The 21,229-nt window shown below is 37.2% G+C and carries 18 protein-coding genes; 8 read left to right on the top strand and 10 right to left on the bottom strand.

What is annotated here, in order from left to right; all coding sequences use genetic code 11:
* Positions 1 to 38: 38 nt before the first annotated feature.
* Together CQA43_RS06520 and CQA43_RS09515 are read right to left on the bottom strand one after the other, a co-directional pair.
* Entirely contained in the window at positions 39 to 482 is a 444-nt protein-coding gene (locus CQA43_RS06520) for a hypothetical protein (protein ID WP_115551814.1), read from the bottom strand.
* Positions 463 to 639, bottom strand: a complete 177-nt coding sequence (locus CQA43_RS09515; protein WP_181881651.1) for a hypothetical protein — start codon at positions 637 to 639, stop codon at positions 463 to 465. The genes CQA43_RS06520 and CQA43_RS09515 overlap by 20 nt, the downstream gene beginning before the upstream one ends.
* Before the next feature lie 439 nt (positions 640 to 1,078).
* Between CQA43_RS09515 and CQA43_RS06515 the strand changes: the two genes are divergently transcribed.
* Complete coding sequence (locus CQA43_RS06515; RefSeq protein ID WP_115551813.1) at positions 1,079 to 2,827, top strand: Na/Pi cotransporter family protein; 1,749 nt, start codon at positions 1,079 to 1,081, stop codon at positions 2,825 to 2,827.
* A gap of 85 nt (positions 2,828 to 2,912) precedes the next feature.
* Here the strand turns inward: CQA43_RS06515 and CQA43_RS06510 are convergent, their stop codons facing one another.
* The 5 genes from CQA43_RS06510 to CQA43_RS06490 form a co-directional block, all read right to left on the bottom strand.
* Positions 2,913 to 3,974: a CNNM domain-containing protein gene (locus tag CQA43_RS06510; protein ID WP_115551812.1), complete on the bottom strand. Its 1,062-nt coding sequence runs from the start codon at positions 3,972 to 3,974 to the stop codon at positions 2,913 to 2,915.
* Between the two features lie 8 nt (positions 3,975 to 3,982).
* A complete protein-coding gene (locus CQA43_RS06505; protein WP_115551811.1) occupies positions 3,983 to 4,948 on the bottom strand; it encodes a CNNM domain-containing protein in 966 nt (321 codons plus the stop codon).
* 125 nt (positions 4,949 to 5,073) lie between these two features.
* On the bottom strand, positions 5,074 to 5,484 hold the full coding sequence (locus CQA43_RS06500; protein WP_115551810.1) for a hypothetical protein: 411 nt from the start codon (positions 5,482 to 5,484) through the stop codon (positions 5,074 to 5,076).
* On the bottom strand, positions 5,484 to 6,326 hold the full coding sequence (locus CQA43_RS06495) for a type II secretion system protein (protein WP_115551809.1): 843 nt from the start codon (positions 6,324 to 6,326) through the stop codon (positions 5,484 to 5,486). The genes CQA43_RS06500 and CQA43_RS06495 overlap by 1 nt, the downstream gene beginning before the upstream one ends.
* Before the next feature lie 9 nt (positions 6,327 to 6,335).
* Entirely contained in the window at positions 6,336 to 6,614 is a 279-nt protein-coding gene (locus CQA43_RS06490; protein ID WP_115551808.1) for a type II secretion system protein, read from the bottom strand.
* 87 nt (positions 6,615 to 6,701) lie between these two features.
* On the opposite strand from CQA43_RS06490, the gene CQA43_RS06485 reads away from it, so the two are divergent.
* Genes CQA43_RS06485 through CQA43_RS06475 form a run of 3 tightly spaced genes read left to right on the top strand, consistent with a single transcriptional unit; the run spans position 6,702 to position 10,027 of the window.
* Positions 6,702 to 7,394, top strand: coding sequence for a hypothetical protein (locus CQA43_RS06485; protein ID WP_115551807.1), 693 nt, complete (start codon positions 6,702 to 6,704; stop codon positions 7,392 to 7,394).
* Positions 7,391 to 8,824 (top strand): GspE/PulE family protein, encoded by a 1,434-nt coding sequence (locus CQA43_RS06480; RefSeq protein WP_245944250.1) that lies wholly within the window; start codon positions 7,391 to 7,393, stop codon positions 8,822 to 8,824. The genes CQA43_RS06485 and CQA43_RS06480 overlap by 4 nt, the downstream gene beginning before the upstream one ends.
* Positions 8,825 to 10,027, top strand: a complete 1,203-nt coding sequence (locus tag CQA43_RS06475) for a type II secretion system F family protein (RefSeq protein ID WP_115551806.1) — start codon at positions 8,825 to 8,827, stop codon at positions 10,025 to 10,027.
* 33 nt (positions 10,028 to 10,060) lie between these two features.
* Here the strand turns inward: CQA43_RS06475 and ispG are convergent, their stop codons facing one another.
* Positions 10,061 to 11,152 carry a flavodoxin-dependent (E)-4-hydroxy-3-methylbut-2-enyl-diphosphate synthase gene (ispG, locus tag CQA43_RS06470; RefSeq protein WP_115551805.1) on the bottom strand — a complete coding sequence of 364 codons (1,092 nt, stop codon included), beginning with the start codon at positions 11,150 to 11,152 and terminating at the stop codon, positions 10,061 to 10,063.
* Positions 11,153 to 11,158: 6 nt separating this feature from the next.
* Positions 11,159 to 13,345 carry a WD40 repeat domain-containing protein gene (locus CQA43_RS06465; protein ID WP_115551804.1) on the bottom strand — a complete coding sequence of 729 codons (2,187 nt, stop codon included), beginning with the start codon at positions 13,343 to 13,345 and terminating at the stop codon, positions 11,159 to 11,161.
* A gap of 266 nt (positions 13,346 to 13,611) precedes the next feature.
* Here CQA43_RS06465 and CQA43_RS06460 point away from each other — a divergent pair, with 266 nt between their 5' ends.
* Positions 13,612 to 15,810: an NADP-dependent isocitrate dehydrogenase gene (locus CQA43_RS06460; RefSeq protein ID WP_115551803.1), complete on the top strand. Its 2,199-nt coding sequence runs from the start codon at positions 13,612 to 13,614 to the stop codon at positions 15,808 to 15,810.
* Between the two features lie 105 nt (positions 15,811 to 15,915).
* Here the strand turns inward: CQA43_RS06460 and CQA43_RS06455 are convergent, their stop codons facing one another.
* Positions 15,916 to 17,322, bottom strand: coding sequence for a TrkA C-terminal domain-containing protein (locus CQA43_RS06455; protein WP_115551802.1), 1,407 nt, complete (start codon positions 17,320 to 17,322; stop codon positions 15,916 to 15,918).
* 55 nt (positions 17,323 to 17,377) lie between these two features.
* Here CQA43_RS06455 and tgt point away from each other — a divergent pair, with 55 nt between their 5' ends.
* The 3 genes from tgt to CQA43_RS06440 all read left to right on the top strand — a co-directional run bounded on the left by tgt (position 17,378) and on the right by CQA43_RS06440 (position 21,192).
* Complete coding sequence (tgt, locus tag CQA43_RS06450; protein ID WP_115551801.1) at positions 17,378 to 18,511, top strand: tRNA guanosine(34) transglycosylase Tgt; 1,134 nt, start codon at positions 17,378 to 17,380, stop codon at positions 18,509 to 18,511.
* Between the two features lie 204 nt (positions 18,512 to 18,715).
* The gene (locus CQA43_RS06445; RefSeq protein WP_181881650.1) at positions 18,716 to 19,381 is read left to right on the top strand and encodes a bacteriohemerythrin; all 666 of its coding nucleotides are present in this window, start codon (positions 18,716 to 18,718) and stop codon (positions 19,379 to 19,381) included.
* Positions 19,382 to 19,395: 14 nt separating this feature from the next.
* Positions 19,396 to 21,192 (top strand): flagellar assembly protein A, encoded by a 1,797-nt coding sequence (locus CQA43_RS06440; RefSeq protein WP_115551799.1) that lies wholly within the window; start codon positions 19,396 to 19,398, stop codon positions 21,190 to 21,192.
* The last annotated feature ends 37 nt before the right edge of the window (positions 21,193 to 21,229 follow it).

Raw genomic sequence — 21,229 nt, 5'->3', positions numbered from 1 at the left:
AGCCCATATTGCCCCTGAAATGCTTTCTGACGCTATTATTAAAGATTTTCTAAATACTTCGGTGCAGATTCCAAATCCGCGTCCTCTGGTTTAAATTTAGGGTGATAGACGATTGGAATCTGAAAAAGAACAACTTTAAAAACTGCACCCTCTGTGTATTTGCTACTCTTTTTATCCACACCTGCACTTTTCAGCCTTTTGATTTGCTCAAATGCTTTTTTTATGAGAATGTTACAAGATTTACCAAATTCCCATTTAACATTACCAATATTTAACCATAGTTTTTTGGATTCTATATAGGCTTCAAATTTAAAATCTTTTTCTGCACACCAAAAATCCATTTTATCCTGCTTTTCAGATTCTCCTTTAATTTTTGTTTTATATTTGATAGGATTCTCGCTAAAAACATAAGACGTCAGGGAATACAACGCATAACCTATACTCGCATAGGCGTTTTTCTCCTCAAACATCATTGGAAACAATTCCAAGCCCTTTTTGCGCTTCAAGATTCGCCGCAAACGCTTGCTCGCAAAACTTTACACAAAAGGGCTTAAATAAGCTTTCATTCTGAAAACTATTGGATTTACAATATGAATCCAACAACCAAATTTTTACATTTTTAAGTAATTCATAAGGCATATTCACTCCTTTTGTGAAAAACTAAACTTTTTCTTTGTATTACTTGAGAATAAAACTTACATTAAATTAATCTAAGGAATTATTATTTTATAAGTATATACTATAATTTCCTAATTAGAAATCATAAGAAAATTCTATACATTCCTTGAAAAATATGCTTTTCAAGGAATCTTATGCCAAAGTAAGATAGCCATTATTTTTTCGTTCCAAACTCTCCCAATGAGACATTACGAGGATTCCACAAATTATAGATTGTTTTGACCATCTACGTTTCCTTGCGACGACACAACAAGAAATGCAATTACAAGAGAAAACATATAACACAATCATTTTATATTTCTTTTTATTATTTAGATTTAAGCTTATATTAATTTAATAATAATCGTCGTAAAATAACTTTTTACTTTTTCTCAAACGCAAACAATTTCAAGGAAAGATTATGCGAAATATTATATTGCTTCTTGTTTTTGGTATTTTAGGGTATTTATTCTATGAGTCTAGTTCTTTTTTGGGTGCAAGTTCTGGAATCGCAATTTTCTTATTTGGAGTAATGTGTCTCAAAAATGGATTTAGTAACTTTAGCACTTTTATTGAAAGAGTGTTAAAAAAATGGGCAAATACTGCCTCAAAAAGCCTAATTTTTGGTGCAATCTCCACAATGATTATGCAAAGTAGCGGACTTGTTTCCGTACTTGCTATTTCCTTTCTCTCTGCAGGATTTATTACATTGGGGCAGGGAATTGGGATTATCTTTGGTGCGAATGTTGGCACGACAATTGTCGCTTGGGTGATTGCGATTGCTGGGGTAAAATTTGACATCTCCTCTATTACTATGCCTTTGCTTGTTTTTGGCGTGATTCTAAACTTCCAAAGCTCCAAAACTGCAAGGGCATTTGGCTCTATCCTATGTGGAATTGGTTTTTTCTTTTTGGGTATTTCGCTTGTCAAAAGCGGCTTTAATGATTTAAAAGACATTATAGACATTGCGCAATATGGGCAAATACCGGGCATTAAGGGGGTAGCACTTTTTGTGCTTGTGGGCATTATTTTAACCGTGGTAATGCAAAGCTCCAATGCAAGTTTGCTCGTAGCCATTACGATTCTAGCAGCCGGACAAATGAGCTATGAAAATGCACTTGGTTTTGCGATTGGCTCAAATATAGGTAGCACCGTAATGGCAATCATCGGCTCTATTGGCACGACGATTGCAGGCAAGCGACTTGCAGCAGCGCATTTGCTTTTTAATAGTGTAACTGCGCTTGTGGCAGTGATTTTCTTGCACCAAATGATTTTTGTCGTGCGATTCTTTTGCAGTGAAGTTGGAATCGCAAGCAATGATTACATCTTGCAACTCACCGCATTCCACACGTTGTTTAATCTCGTCGGCATTGCGCTGATGATGCCATTTATTGGCAAAATGGTGCAATTCCTTGAAAAAGTTATCGTGGATAAAAAAGCGAAAGAATACGAACCAATTTACCTAAACGATTCTATTGTAGAATACCCAGACACCGCGATTGAAGCCTTGCGCAATGAAATGGAACATCTCTATGATAACTGCTTCTTAGTTCTTACCTATGCGCTTGGATTTACACGCAAAGAGATTCATTCCAACACACCTTTCCGTGAAATTATTGCGAAGAAAAAACTTTATCGGCGTGATGTAGATTTTGATAATTTTTATCAAAAAAATATCAAATATTTGTTTGATAAAATGTTTGACTTTGCAACGATTGCACAAACTCATATCCACGACAAAGAACAGATGAATGAGATTGTCCATATCAAAAATGCCGCGCGTCGTGCGGTAGAATCCGTGCATCAACTCAAAATGCTTTATCGCAATCTAAAAAGCACGACACAAACTTCTAATGGTGCGCTAATGGAGCTTTATAATGAAATACGTATTGATTTAGCCGAGCTTTTACGCAGTATTGAGAATCTTGAAAAAAGCTCCGATGAGAATATTCAATTAATTCTTGCGAGCATTCGTAAGGTTTCTCAGCAATTAGACCAAACCGATGACAATGCAATCAATAAGGTAGAAAAACTGATTCTTGATAATAAAATCAATGCGACAAATGTTTCCTCTATCTTAAACGACATTGACACCGCAAACAAAATCAGCAAAGACTTACTAGTGATGACACAGCATCTTTACACCGAACAATACGCGCCCATAAATTAATCTTCTTGGAATCTCTTACGATTCCATCTTTGCGGCAAGCTTAAGCAAACATTACCCTATACTTATGAAGGCTACTTACAAAACTTTAAATATTTTTAATTTTATCAGAATATTTCAAGCGATATTTTTTGATATTTTCTTGCGCTACCTTCTGCATATCTGCCGCTTTGTCAAATTCATCTAAAATTTCTTTACCAAGCAAGGTTTCAATCGCATCTTCACGCGTTACAACTCCATAAAATTGCCCATATCTATCTTGCACGACAAAGAGCTGTTCTTTTTGGGCAATAAAAAGATTTAACAAATTTAACACGGAAACATTAAAAGATACGACATATACCGGACGCATTAAATCGCCAATCGTTTGTTGATTGACACTCTCTTGTGCTTTATTTAAGCCCACCTCCAAAATATCTTGTGTATGCACGATACCAATCACAGAATCTACATTTTCTCCATAGACAGGAATCTGCGAATAGTTATAAATATCTTGCGTATTTAACGCCTTTTGTATTGTGTCGCTATAACACAACGAAACCACTACACTGCGAGGTGTGAGAATATCAATGGCTTGATAATTTTTCAACTTTAAGAGATTCTCTATAATAAATTCCTCACGTCTAGAAATTGAGCCACTTTGATGCCCAATTTGGCTTGCTGCTAGAATCTCATCGCGTCCAATAAATAAACTTGAACTCGTTTTGACAAAACGCGTAATCAGTTTTGCCACAATCACAAAAGGAAAGACGATTTTCAAAAGGTAATGAATGCTTAGAGTTACATAAGGTGTTAAAATCTTCCAATAAGTTGCGCCAATCGTTTTTGGTAGAATTTCAGAGAAATAAATCAGCACGATAGTTAAAATGCTTGCTCCTAATGCCTGATAGTTCAGCCCATAAAGGCTTGCGACTTGGATTCCAACTCCTGTTGCTGCCGCAGTTGTTGCAAAGGTATTTAATACCAAAATCGCCCCCTCCGCGTCATCTACATTTTCTTTAAGATATTTCAGATAACCACCTACTTTTGGATTTTGTTTTTCAAAACTTGCAACAAAAGAGGGAGTGATAGATAAAAAAACAGATTCCATAATAGAGCACAAAAAAGTAAAAACAATCGCAATTAAACAATAGATAATTAAAAGAATCATACAATCTCCTAACGATGCTGCAAATTACCAACACCAAGTGCAGCATTAATCACATCTTCTAATGCGACAACGCCGACAATATTTTGCTCACTATCTACAACCAAAAACAAATGCTCTTTCTGCAAAATAAATTTTTCTAGCAAATCTAGCAACCCCATTTCGGATTCTACCTTTGTAATATTCTTTGCAATCTTCTTAAGTGCCTCTTTCCCTCTTTTCTCAAGGCTAGCGTGTAAAATACTCTTTTTAAAAACGATAGAATGAATTTGGTCTATCGTATCAGCATACAAAGGAATCCTAGAATACCGATGAACATTAGGAATATTCAAAGATTCCTCTATGCTCATTTCCTCTTGTAAGGCAAAGATTTTCTCTTTTGGCATCATAATATTTTTGACTTTCAGGGTTTTTTGCAAAATCAAATGTTCTAAAATATCTCCCTCTAATTCATTAATAGAGCCACTTTTTTCCCCTAAATCCATAATCGCCAAAATCTCATCACGACTCATTTGGTTTGCATCTTTTCTTTTGAACAGATGCGTAATAATACGTGAAATATAAACAAAAGGAAAGGTTATGCAATAAAGCGCAAAAATACAATAAGACATCGGGGAAACAATCATTTTCCAATAAGTTGCGCCAATCGTTTTTGGTAGAATTTCAGAAAGATATAAAATACACAATGTCATAAACAAAGCAACAAATCCCTGCCAATCTTGCCCAAAAATCTCCACTGCCTGCGCACCAACCCCTGCTGCGCCTACGGTGTTAGCAAAAGTATTGACAACCAAAATCGCCCCCACAGCATTGTCAATATTTGCCTTAAGATATTTTAAAATTTTGCCACTTTTAGGGTGTGTTTTTGCATAACTTTCCATAAAAGGTGGCGTAACAGAGAGCAAAGCTGCTTCTAGCACGGAACAACAAAAAGAAATCACGATTGCTAATAAAAAATAACCAATTAGAGAAAACATTGAATCTCCATAATTCCCAAAACCTTTTAGTTTAAATAATTTTGCAATTAAATATTACCATAAAAGCAAGATAAAATGAAGCGAATTTGTCATACGATGATGTTTGCTATTGCAAACCAAATAATTCAAATTTGCAACCTCAAAATCCAAGTTCGCCTCACAGAAAATTCTTGCAAAAACTCTTTGCTGCTATCCCGATAAATCCCAAAAATATCCACGAAATAAAATGCTTCCAGGTTCTTTTTATCTCCCTCCAACCTCTTTACCACTGCTTTATAATTAAAATCCTCCGCAATCACCCTAGAAAAAACCATAAAATCTTGAATGGGTGGATTTGTGGATTGAAGTTCTACTTTTAGCTGCTCTTTAAAGCTTAATAGGTACAAGTCTAGCCATAAAATCTGCTGATTCATTGATTTTAAATCATTCTTAAAAGATTCATTTTTAAATCCTAAAATCAAGACAAATGCCCCCAAAAAAACAAGTAAAGCCAAAGGCAACAAAACTACTCCTCTTGAATGTTTATAGCAACGCATTACTCAACCTCAACAACAAGAGTATTCGCGCAATGTGGATTTCCTCTTGCATCATTAACACAAATCTCAAGCGCAATTCCCAAAGCGGTTTTAGCAATCTTAAAATCCGCAATCTCTTGGATAATCTCTTGCGTATTGCGCACAACGCCTTGTAATTGGCTTTTGGATTCCAAAAAAATAGAATCCCCAAAGGACAAGGAAGAAATAGAATACAGAAAATACATTTTAGGGATTATCGGTATTGCAGCTTTTGCTTGCATAAAAGTCTTAAACAAATGTGGAATCTCTAATGTGATTTGATTGGCATTAAGCTCTAAAATCTTTCCTTGAAATTTAGAATTATAAAAATCTCTTGGTGCAATGAAATCTGAAGTAACAAAAAGTGCTTTTTGCGGTAAATTTACTTTTTGATAAACAGAGCATTTTTTATTTAAGACTCCATTAGAACCCAAATCTATACTCAAAAATTCTAGCGTTAAAACATTATTTATTTTGGCACTCTCTGGCACAAAAAAGCCGTGCAGACAAGGTAGAGAATAATCTCCAATTACCACATATTCTTGCGTTTTTTCATAAAAGATTAAACTCTTACCTTTAAGACTCAAGGGGTTTGAGCCAATCTCCTCGCCACTACTTAGCATAAGGCTTTCTAAATAAGAATTTTCAAGCAAGCGTTTAATCTGCAATAAAGCATTTTGCACTTGAATTTCTTGAATAAAGCTATCGTTTTGATGATGATAATTCTGATAAATTCTAAGCAGGGTTGAACCACCTAAAACGCCTAAAATTCCTAACAAAATTAAAGCAAAAAGCATCTCAATTAAAGTCCATGCATGTCGCATTGTTCTCCTTTAAGGAATCGTGGCATTCATCTCATAAACAAGAGTGGAATCCAAAAGAGAAGAACGAAAAACGCAATGCTCCACTATCTTGTTACAAATTGGAACATTATAAATATCCACATCTTGCACAATTCTAAAATTTTCTAACCCAATAACAGCCAAACTCCCCAACATTGCAGACACCAATATGCCTAACACCAAAATAAAAATTAAAAACTCTAGCAAGGCAAAAGCTTTTGTGTGTGATTCCATTGCAAACATTCCAACAAATCCCCATTTTTTAAACATTTTTAAGTTTAATTATCTAAAAATTACTGCATATTCAAGCAAAAGTCAAGCATTTATCCAATAAATTCTAAAATATAAGGAGCAAAGATGATAAAAACTGCTTTATTGTGCGCATTGGGAGGAATTATGCTTATCTTAGTAGGAAGCTTTGGGGAATTTAAAGCCATACAAGATTCAAGAACCACTCCAAGCAAACAAAATAAATTATGCTTTTTTGTGCAATCTAGCACATTAAATGTCCGCAATGCTCCGAGTTTGGAAGCAAAAATTATTCATCAGTTACAACAAAATTCTAAAATATGTGAATATTTTGAAACATATAATGGATTTTTGCACACTCAAGAGGGTTGGGTTGCCACAAAATATTTGAATTTAGAGCCTAAAAAACCAAATTATACACGAGATTCTACGCTTGCTTTGCAAAATTATTCTAATGCGATTCCTAACTATCAAGCCTCCAACAAACCGAAATTCAAGCTTACTAGCACGACAAAAGATTCCGTTTCCATTGCGCAAAATCAAAAATCTATGCAAAACCCAATTATGCAGGCAAGAGCGGCAATGGATAGTCAAAACTACACACGTGCCAAAAATTTAGCCCTGCGCGCAAACCTTGCAAATCCAAAAGACTCTGAAAGTTGGGAAATCTTTGCTAAAAGCACTTATTTGGAGGGGAATCCAGAGGAAGCCATTTTGATTTTACAAAACTTTTTGCGGCAAAACAATAACGAAAATTTAACAAATCTTTTAAAACAAATGCAACAAGGGCAAAAAATTTGATTACTCAAAATTCGCAAAAACATTGGAGCATTCAAGAAATTCATAGGGATTCCGCACTGCGTCTTAGCGTGAAACAAATGCGACATTTTAACGCAATTATTGCACAAGAGATTCCTCCAAATACATTAGAAATTGCTTTGCTAAACCCCTCCAATAATCCTCACAAAGACACCATTCAAAGTCTTTTTCAAGATTATATTTTAGAGTTTGGCGAAATTGGCTTGGACGATTTCAAGAAAACACTTGCGTGGCTAGAGCAAGAAGAACAGCTCCAAAAACTACTTAAGAAAATCCAACAAGAAATTTATCAAGAATCCAAAGAAAAAGATTCAAGCATTCAAAGCCTAGTGCAACTAATGCTACAAATTGCAGTATCCAAAAACGCAAGTGATGTGCATTTTGAACGCGATTTTGACTCTATGCGCGTACGATTCCGAATTGATGGCGTATTGGTAGAATGTTTCACATTTGAGTTATGGCTTTTTGCTCCTTTAAGCGCAAGCATTAAGCTGCTATCCCACTTGAATTTGACAGAATCCAAACTCCCGCAAGATGGACGATTTGAGCTAGAGTTATTACATTCTGATAGATTTCCTCGTATCTTTGACTTTCGTGTCTCTACTTTGCCTTTAGTTGAGGGAGAATCTATCGTGCTTAGAATTTTAGATAAGCACAAAACTCTTTTGCCTTTAGAATCTTTAGGCTTTGGAGAGATAGAATTAACACAAATCCAATCACTTTTTAACTTACCCTATGGGCTTGTGCTCATTACAGGACCTACGGGTAGCGGCAAAAGTACCACAATGTATGGAATCCTAAACATCTTAAAAGAGCGGAATCTCAAAATTATCACACTTGAAGACCCTGTGGAATATCGCTTGCCACATATTAATCAAGTGGCAATGAGCCAAAATGTCAGCTTTGCAAATGTCTTACGCAATGTCCTGCGCCAAGACCCAGATGTGATTATACTAGGAGAAGTGCGCGACAAAGAAAGTCTGCAAATCGCAATTCAAGCCGCTTTTACAGGACATTTGGTTTTTGCTACACTACACACAAACGACGCATTGGATACAATTGTGCGCCTAAAAGATATGGGATTAGAGCCGCATTTTATTGCACAATCCCTTAGTGGAATCCTCGCACAGCGACTTTTACGCAAACTCTGCAAGTGCGCCAAGCTAAATCCACAAGATACATCAGGCTGCGAATTATGCAATCACACGGGATATTTAGGCAGAATCGCAATTGCTGAAATTGTGCTTGCTAGTAAGGATTTAGAAGATTTCATTCATCATCGGATAAGCAAACTAGAATTTTTAAAAAGACTTGAGAAACAAACACCAAATTTCACATTAGAACAAAAGGCTCATCAATTAATTGCAAATGGAGTCACGGATATGCGTGAAGTTTATCGTGTGGTTAAATAAATGCCAAAATTCCGAGTCCAATACAAACAAAAAGGCAAGATTCAAACAAAAATCTACAATGTCAAAACGCAAAGTGAATTAGAAAATAAACTCCAATCACAACATCTTTTTGTTCTCAAAATCACGCCACAATCTAGCCTAAAAGACAAATTGTTTGCCTTTCAAACCCCTAAAACAAAAGAAATTTTAAGTGCTTTTTACGAGCTTAAACTCGGGCTTAAAGCGCATTTGCCTTTAAATTTGCTTTTAGAAAATCTCCAAACGCATACTAAAAATCCTTTTCTTAGTGCGCAATTTGCCAAAGCACTCTTTGCGCTTAATTCTGGTAAATCCCTTTCGCTTAGCTTTAAAGAAGCAGGATTTTCAGATTTTATTTGTTCTATGCTAGAAATCGGACAAAAAGCCGATATGTTAGGACAAGCCATAGAATTTATTCTCATTGAACTCAAAAATGCGCACAAGAATCGCAAGCTTTTGACCAAAATTTTGCTTTATCCGCTTTTGGTTAGCTTCATAATGGTAATTGTATTTCTAGGTATTACCTTATTTGTTTTGCCTCAATTTGAAGTTTTGTTTGCAAATATCAACGCGCCTTTACCGCTTGTGAGCAAAAGTCTGCTTTTTATGCGCACACTCGTGCTAGACTATGGCTACTTTAGCCTCCTTAGCCTCTGTGGAATCGCATTTTTTACTTACAGATTCTACAAAACCTCTCAAAAGTTTAGATGTTTTATGGATAAACTATGGCTTAAGATTCCTTATTTAGGAGCGGTATTGCATTATTATCAACTTTCTCAATTTTTACTTAGTTTCTTTTGGCTTTACAAGAGCAAAGTGCCTTTACAAACTGCATTAGACATTTCATCTAAAGCACTTAGCAATGCAGAAATTAAGCAAAAAACCGAAAGAATTTTTGAAGCGATTGTGCGAGGAATCCCCATCGCACAAGCCTTTAGTGCAAGTGGTATTTTAGATAATCTAAGCGTTCAATTACTCTGTGGAGCGCAAAACGAAGAAGGGTTTTTAGAATCCCTAGAAGTTCTCCTTGAGCTACATCAAGAAGAACTCGCCACACATAGCGAAACTTTGCTTGCCTTAATTGAGCCTCTTATGGTCCTTGCTTTGGGTGCTTTGGTTTTGTGGTTAGCTCTTGCAATTTTCCTGCCTCTTTGGGAATTACCTATGCAAATACAAACGTTATAAATCCAATGCGCAAAAGAAGCTTGACGAGGAATCTTATTGTTCAAGACCTCTAGCAATCTCTTTTTCTGTCTCTACTACTTCTTTAATAAAAACATCAATCAATTCTTCTTGTTTATATTTGCCCACAATTTCGCCGTGCTTAATCACCAATCCATCGCCACTGCCAAAGGCAATCGCCACATCTGCATGTTTAGCCTCTCCTAAGGCATTGACCGCACAACCCATAACAGAAATTTGCATAGGCGTTTTAATCTTGGGCATTCGCTCTTTTAACTCTTTCAAAATCGGCACTAAATCTGCCTGCAAACGCCCACAAGTAGGACACGAAATATAAGTAATTCCCTCTTTTTGTCTCCCACAATAACGCAGAATTCCGCGCGCAACTTCAATCTCTTTTTCTAGCTCGCCTGTAATGGATACGCGCATCGTATCGCCAATCCCCTCCATAAGCAATCCACCAAGTGCTATGGAGCTTTTAATCATAGAAGACTCCAAATCCCCTGCTTCTGTAACGCCCAAATGGAAAGGGTATTCTACCAAGGGACGCAACATACGGTATGCACTCATTGTGCGCTCTACATCACTTGCCTTAAGGGAAATTTTGAGATTTGTAAAGCCAAAATCCTCCAAAAGCTTAATATTGTATAATGCAGATTCTACCATTCCTTTGGGTGTCGCGCCATATTTGACTTCAAAGGGCTTTTCCAAACTGCCCGCATTCACACCAATCCGAATCGGGATTCTATGCTCTTGACACGCATTGACGACTGCTTTGATTTTATCTTTTGAGCCAATATTTCCCGGATTAATGCGCACACAATCTACCGATTCTGCCGCAACAAGGGCGAATTTATAGCGAAAATGAATGTCTGCAACCAAAGGAATAGAAATCATACTTTTAAGTGCTTTTAATGCCTTTGCGTCCTCTTCATCGCTCACTGCCACACGCACAATATCACACCCTGCAAGCTGCAAACAATCAATTTGCTTCTTTGTTGCTTGCAAATCGGCTGTTTTACTATAAGTCATACTCTGCACAGAAATAGGTGCATCTCCACCCACTAGGACATCACCTACTGCAATTTGTTTTGTTTTGTAGCGCGATTTTAAAGTGTGAGATTCCATTTTTGGCTATTGTTCTTCTTTGTCATTTTCTTCGTGTTGGTGCAAAGGTTGATTATCAATACACAACAAGGAATCTGCTACAATTGTTGTCAAATAGCCTTTGGGATTTCCATCAAAAGGAATGCTATCTAACACATCTTGCAATCCGATTTCATTTGCTAACTTTTTAATCTCCTCATCTTTGCCATATCTTTCAATATAATATTGAAAAGTCTCTTTCCAGCAAATGTCTGGTTGTGCGCCCTCTTTGCCGGGCGCATTAAGCATAAACTCGGAGAGATAAGCAATCTTTAAAATTGCAGCGATTTTATCGCGCCAATATTCAATATAAAGATAATCTTTTAAATTATCCAAAGTTGCCTTTCCATTACCTGTTGCAGCAAACCCAAAGGCAATCTTCTCATATCTTTTAAAGTCATCATAAAGCTTTTTGTATTCTGGCATAGAACGTAATTCAAAGTAAGTTTCCGCCATTTTAAATGCGTCAGCTAATTTACGCTCTTTGCAGGCTTGTGCAAAATCTAGTTTAATCTGAATCGTCTTAGCCTTTTCGTCTGCAAGCGTTTTAAAGGGTGACATAGAAGCAAGCAGTTTGCAAATCTCTAATGCTTTTGTGTAATCGTTTTGATTCTCGCAAGCATTTACACGTTGTGCAATCTGGTCTCCAATGAGCATTGCACTTCTATAAATCAAAGTTTCTTTCAAAAAAGGCAATCTATCGCATAGTTTAAAATATTCTACAAAATTTTTTGCCTTATATTCTTTATCGGCTTGCACGAATTTATCGCTATTTCTAAGCAATGTCATTGCCACATCTTTTTTAGATTTAACCGTTACAAAGGGACGCAACAAGTCTTGCGCTTTGACTAAATTGCCTTGAGGATCTTGGAAAAGCAATCTCTTAGAGACTTCAAAAGATTTTTCCCAAGTTTCTTCTAGCTTAGCATAAGCCACTGTTTCTTTTAGATACGCATTTTGTTCAACTAACTTATAAGCTTCCATATAGTTTTTTGCCTCAATTGCGTCCATAAATTTAGCCACCGCTTCTTTTTGCTGCCAATAATAATCAAACTCTTCTCTCTTGCGTTGGTCTAGCATAAATGGCTCTACAACCGCAGTTGCTTCTTGTAGTTGGTCTTTTGCAAGCAAATCAATAGCTTTTGCAAGCATTTCTTTCCAAAGAGTTTCTAGTTTTGTGCGATACTCTTTTAAGGTTTGCAAAAAGATATTTTTAGACTGAATCAAGCCCAATGCACCTTTAAGGTCATTATTATTGAGTAATTCTAGCATTTCTTCTTTGGCTTCGTTGAGGTCTGCAATATCTATTGTTCCATCAGAAAATCCAAGATAAAGCAAGTTATCCTCCACTCTCATTGTTGTGATTCCACTATGTTCAAGAGCAATAGAATCACTTAAAGTATTATCGCTTAAATCAATGATGCGCAATTGTTTGTCCTTTGCCCCCACAAGAGCAAATTCCTCGCCTGCAATTGGGCGACATCGTGTAAGCCACGCTCCTTTTAAGAGATTTTCTTTGATAAACTTTTGCTCCAACACATCATAAATCAAAGTTTGCCCCTCTTTAGTTACGCAAAACAATCTTGTATTGTCTGCATAAAAAAATGCGTCTTCAATCAGTGATTCCGTCTTAATCGTGGCAACCAAATCATTTTTTACCACATCAAAAATCATTGCACTTTTGCCAAAACAACCCGCAAAAACTAGCCGTTCGTCTTGACTAAACGCAATAGAAGAAATGTAATCAGGCAAAGGAGGCATACTTAAAACCAATTGATAATTGTCGGCAGAATACAGCAACACGCGCCCATCTTCACCTCCTGTTGCCAAATAATCATCTTCGTGAGAAAAAGCAGCTTTAGAGATTGCAAGTTTTTGCCAAGTAAGCTGTGCAATAGGCGCAATCTCTGGTGTAGTAGTAACCACTACACCTTTGGTTGCCTTGACAAAACCCATAGCAATTTTGGAAGTCGTATAGGAAATAGCAACTGCTTTACTAAAATGATGTAAAGGTTCAACTTCTTTGGAAAGTTGCAATACTTTATCAATTACTTTATTTTCTTTGGAAAAAGTAGAGATATTATAAAAATTATCCATACAAATAATGGAATCCTTATCTGTTGCGACTCCAAGAACGCTACCGACTAATTTTAAACTGCTTTTTACAGGAAACATTCTGTGCTCCTTAATTGACAAAATTGTCAAATCTAAATCATAATTTATTATTATACTTTAAACTCTTTAAATTTGCGTTTTAAATTTATAACTTTCTTGATATTTCAACAAAGTGTGTAAATACGAAATTATTACCACAAACTTTACAAAGTGCAACACAATTCACATTTTATCAAGAAAGTAAAAAGAATCTTGACTAAAATTAGCAAAATTTGCGCAATTCTTTGTTATACTCAAACGACAAATTCTACATTAAAGGAATCTTTATGAAAATCACCTATACCCTAACAGACGAATCCCCAGCCCTCGCGACTTACTCCTTTTTGCCTATTGTTCAAGCATTTTTAGGAAAAGTCGGCATTGTTGTAGAGACTTCAGATATTTCTCTCTCTGCGCGCGTTTTAGCGCAATTTCCAGAAAACCTAAAGGAATCGCAAAGAGTCAAAGATGCACTTACAATTTTGGGCGAACTTGTTAATCAACCCGACGCAAACCTCATCAAGACACCCAACATTTCCGCTTCTATTCCACAACTAAAAGCGACAATCAAAGAGCTACAAGCCAAAGGTTACGATGTGCCAAATTTTCCTGATGAACCTCAAAACGAAGCGCAAAAAGCCATCAAAGAAAAATACCAAAAGGTTTTAGGTTCTGCGGTAAATCCGGTGCTTAGACAAGGCAACTCCGACCGCCGCTGCACAAAAGCAGTCAAAGAATATGCCCAAAAAAATCCCTATCGTGTCGTAGAGTTTCACAAGAATTCTAAAACACGCGTTTCTTATATGCCAAAGGGAGATTTCTTTGACAATGAAAAAGCCATTTTAGTTCCAGAAGCCACTAAAGCTAAAATTGAATTTATCGGCAAAGCAGGCATAGAAATCCTAAAAGACAATCTGAAGTTAGACAAAAATGAGATTTTGGACGCAACTTTTATGAGTGCGAAGGCGTTAGATGAATTTTATGCCAAACAAATTGAAATGTGCAAAAATGAAAACATTTTGCTTTCTCTTCACCTCAAAGCGACAATGATGAAAGTCAGCGACCCCGTGATTTTTGGACACGCAGTGCAAGTGTATTTTAAAGAACTTTTTGATTCTTTTGGAGAGGAACTAACACAACTTGGCGTGAATCCCAACAATGGCGTTAGTGAGCTTTTAAACAAAGCAGAAAATAGCCCTAAAAGACAAGAGATTCTCGCAAAATACAATGAAATCCTAAGCAAAAGCGCACCACTTTCTATGGTAAATTCCGACAAAGGTATCACAAATTTACACATTCCAAGTGATGTGATTGTAGATGCTTCAATGCCTGCAATGCTTAAAAATGGTGCAAGACTTTGGGATAAAGAAGGAAAAGAACGCGACACCAATGCGCTAATTCCTGATAAAACTTATGCAACAATTTACGAAGCCGTTGTTGAAGATTTACGCGCTAATGGCACACTCAATCCTAGCCAACTAGGTAGTGTCTCCAATGTCGGTTTAATGGCAAAAAAAGCACAAGAATATGGTTCTCACGATAAAACCTTCATTGCCAAAGAAGATGGAATCTTTAGAATCGTAGATGAAAAAGGCACAACTCTGCTAGAACACAAAGTAGAAAAAGGTGATATTTATCGCGCAAATCAAGCAAAATTTGAAGCGGTGCAAAATTGGATTGATTTAGGGATTGAGCGCGCAGATTTAACAGGTAACAAGGCAATTTTCTGGCTAGATTCCAAACGCCCAAGCAATAAAATTATGATAGATTTAGTAGAGGCGCGCTTAAAAGAAAAAGGCAAAGACATTGCGATTCTACCTCCAAAAGAAGCGTGTTTAGAATCGCTCAAACTCATTCGTGCAGGCAAAGATGCAATCTCCATTAGCGGAAATGTTCTGCGAGATTATCTCACCGATTTATTTCCAATTTTAGAGCTTGGAACAAGTGCAAAAATGCTTTCTGTCGTGCCAATGCTAAATGGCGGTTCTATGTTCGAAACAGGTGCAGGTGGAAGCGCACCAAAACAAGTAGAACAACTTGTAGAGGAAAACCACTTGCGCTGGGATAGTTTGGGTGAATTTTTAGCATTACAGGCAAGCCTAGAATTTTACGCTCAAAAAACGGGCAACAAGCAAGCACAGATTCTAGCAAACAACCTTGATAATGCGATTGGCGAATGGCTAGACAACAACAAAGCCCCTTCACGTAGAGTAGGAGAAGACGACAATCGCACAAGCCATTTCTATCTTGCACTTTATTTTGCTCAATCTCTTGCGCGAGATAGTAGCGATTCTGCTTTGCAGAACTTTTTTAAAGGAATCGCAGAGGAATTAAGCGAGAATGAAGAGAGAATTCATCAAGAATATTTAAGCGCACAAGGTGCAAAAGTAGATTTAGGTGGATATTACAAGCTAGACGACGATAAATGCGATGCAATTATGCGTCCAAGTGCGACTTTCAATGCGATTTTAGCCAAAATTAAATAGCCAACGCGCCCATTGTGGCGCGCATTATCGCAGTTGCAAGATTCTTATTTAGATTGCTTCATTGCTTTGCTCTTCGTAAGTGCGAATCGTATTTACAACAAAATCCTATACAGAAAGCGGAATAAAAAGTTGTGGGAGGTTTGTTAAATGCGTGCTTAAATTTTCTACATCACATAACGAAAAGAACCAAAATTTTTTTACATTTTCTTTGCGTAAAGGTAGAATCTGTAAGATATGTTTTTGACGATTAAGCCACAGAATAGGATTTTGAGCGTTAGATTGCTCAATGATAATTTTTTTGTCAAACACCTTGGCAATGTGTTTATAATAATCCAAAGCTTGATCGTGGTCTTCCTCATTGGGATTGAAGTCATAAAGCAAAATCTTAAGCCCAATTTGAGTTGATAAATCAAAAACAACAGAGGAGATTTTCTCTGCTTCTTCTAATTTTTCAGGCAACACAACCACACTGTGGGTTAGTTTTTCTAAAGATTGCATACCAAACTTCAAAAGCGGAATCCCCAAATCTAGCAAATAGCCTTTATATTTTTCAAACAAATATCCCTCTAACAAAATCAAACCAATGTTTTTGTTTGTTTTATCGCGATTCAAAATTTCTTTTAACGAATTTTCATAAAATTCCACACTCCACGAGATATGTTCCCCATTTAAACGCGTATCATTTCTTAGGCACACAATCTCCTCTATGCTCGTGGGATTGAAAAAGCATAAATGCAGACGTTTATTTTTAAAATGCGAAAAAAGCCATAATGTCTGATGGATACATTCTTCAAGGTTTTTGGAATGCGACAAATCAAAATACATTACCACATCACGCCCAAAAGGTGTTGGAAACTGCCCAAACTCCTCTTTAATCCGATGATAAATTTCTCGCAAGGTATTGGGTTCGCCGATGAGCAATAAAGAATCATTAGGCAGAATCGTGGTAGAATATTTGGGCAAAATCAACTCTTCACTGCGATAAATTGCAACAATTTTCCATTTCTTTTGCTTAATCACTCCCACGCTACGATACGCATAAGGGCTTCCAAAAGGCACGCTAATTTGCATAATCTCGCCTTGTCCCAAACCAATGTATTTTGCTGTACGTGGCACATTAGGAAACTTCTCAAAGAGCTTGCCGCTAAGCACAAGTGCTTCACTAATCATCAAAAGCTGCTTGTCATTACCCTGCAAAGGAATCTCTCCTAAAATGCTAATTTGCAAAGTTTTGCTATAAGAGCGCAAAGTATGGTAGATAATTTCACGCTCTTCTGCTTTGTCTGTGATAATATAGCAATCTGTAATTTGAGCAGTTAAAATCTCGCGCAACTTATTAGGCGAGCTTGGGTCAAACGAAAAGCATTCGTGGTCTTGTGGGAGGTTTTGGGGCAAAAGATTCTTATCAAGCGAAACAAAAATATAAGTATTTTTATCCAAATGCTTTGCCATCAATATGCTTAGGAATTCTTTTGCTACAATTCCATCTAAAATCAAAAGCACTTTTCGCATAACTCCCCTTTGTGATGATAAAAATTCGCGAAAATGTAGCAAAAAAAGGTTGAAAATGGAATTTAATTTGCAAAGGACGGACGAAAATGCGCGCGCAGGCGTGCTAAAACTTGCGCATGGCGAAGTGCCCACACCGATTTTTATGCCTGTTGGAACACAAGCGAGCGTCAAGGCATTGGATTTCAGCGACCTTTTAGCTCTCAATGCCCCAATAATTTTAGCCAACACTTATCATCTTTATTTGCGCCCTAACGATGAGGTGATTAGGGAACTTGGTGGGCTGCACGCATTTAGCAAATTTCCTCGCAACTTCCTAACTGATAGTGGCGGATTCCAAGCGTTTAGCCTTAATTCTAATGTGAAATTGTATGAGGACGGAATCGTATTTAAAAGCCATATTGACGGCTCTAGCCATTTTTTCTCTCCGCAAAAGGTTTTAGACATTCAATACAATTTAAATAGTGATATTATGATGATTTTAGACGATTTAGTCGGATTGCCTGCCAGCAAAGAGCGCATTAGAGATTCCATTGCCCGCACGACTAAATGGGCTAAAAGTGCTATTGATTACCACAATTATAAAAAACAAAGTGCTGCTAATTCAGGCAAAATCCTAACGAATAACATCTTTGCAATCGTGCAAGGTGGCACAGATAAAGAATTTAGAGAATCAAGCGCAAAGAATTTAACGAGTTTGGGAGATTTTGACGGCTATGCCATTGGTGGGCTAGCAGTGGGCGAACCAAACGAAGAAATGTATGCAACGCTTGATTTTACCACACCACTTTTGCCAAAAGATAAACCCCGTTATTTAATGGGTGTTGGCACGCCTCGTGATATAATAGAAGGAATCGCGAGAGGTGTTGATATGTTTGATTGCGTAATGCCTACAAGAAATGCAAGAAACGGCACGATTTTTACGCATTTTGGCAAACTTGCCATTAAATCTCCGCGCTTTAAACTTGACACACAGCCCTTAGATTCCAAATGCTCCTGCTACACTTGCCAAAACCATTCCCGTGCTTATTTACATCATTTGTTCCGCGCAGGCGAAATCAGCTACTTTCGCCTTGCAAGCATTCATAATCTTGCATTTTATTTGGATTTGGTACGTGAGGCAAGAGAAGCGATTTTAGAGGGAGAATTTGCACGATTTTATAAGGATTCTATAGAGTCTATGTCCCCATAAAATTCCTTGAAATTCCATTGTGAGCAGTTCTTTTTGCAAGAGTGTGGATTGCAACGCCAACCCAACAATAACAAGTCAGGGGATTCGTCCTTGCACACAGAATCTTGAATAATTAAATAAACTTTATATTATAAAAGCAAATTTAAAGTGCAAAATATTATAATTTTAAAATACTTTACATTAAGGAATCAAAAAGGGATAGCGGTGCTAGCGTGGAGTGAAGAATTTAGCATTAAAAATCAACATTTAGACGAACAACATAAAGCTTTTATGCAATTACTTATAGAAACCAAAAAATTCGTCAAAAGCGCTTCTCCCAACAAAGCTCAAGAGTTAGAATCACGAATGAATGCCGTCATTGAAAGCGCCAAAGAGCATTTCAACGACGAAGAAAAATATATGCAGCACATTGGCTATCCTTTTTTGAACCAGCACAAAACGCGTCATCGTGAGCTAGTTTCCAACCTTTCTATGCTGCTAATGGATTTAGAAGATATAGAACATACCGCTAGGGAATTTTATGAATGTTTGCATAATTGGCTCATTGCGCATATTCTAACCGAAGACAAACAAATAGAATCCTACCGCAACAGGCTCCACGATGTCAAAGAAATTCCTTATAGTTTAGAGCAAAAAACAAAAATTCTAGCCGAAACAGAAGACATAGCCCACCAGCCGTGGCACAAATACATTTGCCTCTGCCTCTTAAAAGAGTTTAAAGTCTGCGACGCCTTGCACAAAATTATGCAAGAAGAAGGCACATTTGTGCGGTGCAAAGTTTGCAAACAACCGCTTGTTTATCGTGATTCCAATTTAGATGATGAGGACAATTTTGAAGCACTTGCGAAAAAATATTTTAAACAATTCTAGGAAATAAAAACACAATGGCATTTACATCAAAAGGACATAAAGTTTTCAATGATGTTAAAAATTTGCGAAATCTTTTATTGCAAGAACGTAAAAGCTTTGGCGAAGACATTGACTTTTATTTACTAGATTTCCGCACCTTTTATAGCAAAAAGGGCGAGAACAAATACAAGCCCGTTAATGATATTAGCCTTTTTAATAAAAATTCTAATTTTACCGCCAATATTGACATTAAGCAGCTTTATAAGATTGAGATTTGCAAAAAAAGCGAAAAACCTGCGCGCACCTTTGGAATCAAACTTGTTCCCAACGAAAACACCGCTTTGCACGCAGTTTTGCTTTGTAACAATCAAATCAAACATCACGAAGAGCTAAAATCTGAAATCTATCAAGAACTTTACAAAACGATGATATTGCAAGATTATCTCATCGGAATCCGCGAATATGGCAAGCTCACCTCGCAAATTGACGCTTTTATCAATGAACTTATTAGGGGTAAAATTTCTCCCAAAACCATTCTAACTATTGGCACGGGCGTCGCAAGCGTAGAAGGGAAAGATGGGGAACTCAAAATTCACCAAAAGCTACAAACCGAGATTCTTGGTGCAGAAGCGCAAAAACCTACCGAAGCTTTCGCGCCAAAAATCTGTATGCAAGCCGTGCATAAAGGCGATGAGCTTTTTGAATACATTAAACCCATTGCGGGACGCGTGGGACGGAATCTCAAAGGAGAAATGCTCGCAATCAAGCCTATTAAATCCAATGCAGTAAGTGTAGATGCGAGTATCCGCGCACGAGAAGATGTAGATAGAATCAAATTTCAAGCAGGCAAAGACGGATTCTTTAAGGAAATTAAACCGCTTTGTTTTATCATCAGTGATGAATTAAACACTAGACAATCTGCCCCCAAAAAACAAGACGAAACAACAGAAAATATATCTAATACCCCAAGTGCCCCTGCTGCACAGCCAGCTGCACTCAACATTGAGGGGCAAACACATAGCAAATCCAAAATCCAAACCGACACCGCCTTCATCGGCTCTCATCGCGGCGCAATCAAGGCGCACACCGTCGTGATTGATGTGCTAGAAAAAGGAAGCGTGGAAGCCAAAGTCGCCTACATTAATAGCACGCTTGGAGGCACGATTATAGCGGATTATATTTATATCAAAGAGGTGCGCTCTTATAATGAAATTTATCCTCGTTATAGCCTCGTGGTAGATAATATCTTGGGCGAACACAATACCTTTGAACTTAATCCTGCTAAATTCTCCTTTATGCGCCGCGACCGCTTGGATTATGTAATGCTCTCTGACCAAATTAAAATCCGCTTAAGACACCTAAGAAAGCAAATGGACGAAATCTATGCCTACTTGCTAGCCTCTCAAGGCAAAGTGCATAAAATCCAGCACGACCAAGAAGAAAAGCCAGAGGAAAAATTACCCAAAAACCTCCAAAGTATTGTAGATCAATACGAAAAAGCGCTAGAGCGCTACAAAGAACATTTGGTAGAATATAATGAGATTGTCAATCTTTATTACACTAATGAAGTGCGCCTCAAGGGCATTGATGAAGGTGCATTGAGTGCCAAAATGATGATTCGTGGCAATCCCCCTGCGGCAGAAACGATGATAAAATTCAAAGCCTATATGGGCAATCGCGAAGAAACGCTCAAAACGATTCTTAGCCAAGAAGCACCTGCGCATTTCTTTGAAGTCATCAAAGACGGGGACTTTTTCCGACTAAGGAGCAACAAAGATTTTGATTTGTCCTTGCTAAGTTGGATTGATGAAATGCGCCCACAACAAAAATAAGGCATAAAATCGCGCAAATCTATCCTCTCCAAGCGCA

The organism is Helicobacter ganmani (assembly GCF_003364315.1).
Lineage (GTDB): Bacteria > Campylobacterota > Campylobacteria > Campylobacterales > Helicobacteraceae > Helicobacter_D > Helicobacter_D ganmani.
Note: the sequence above shows the minus strand (reverse complement) of the source record. Positions and strands in the feature narration are given on the sequence as shown.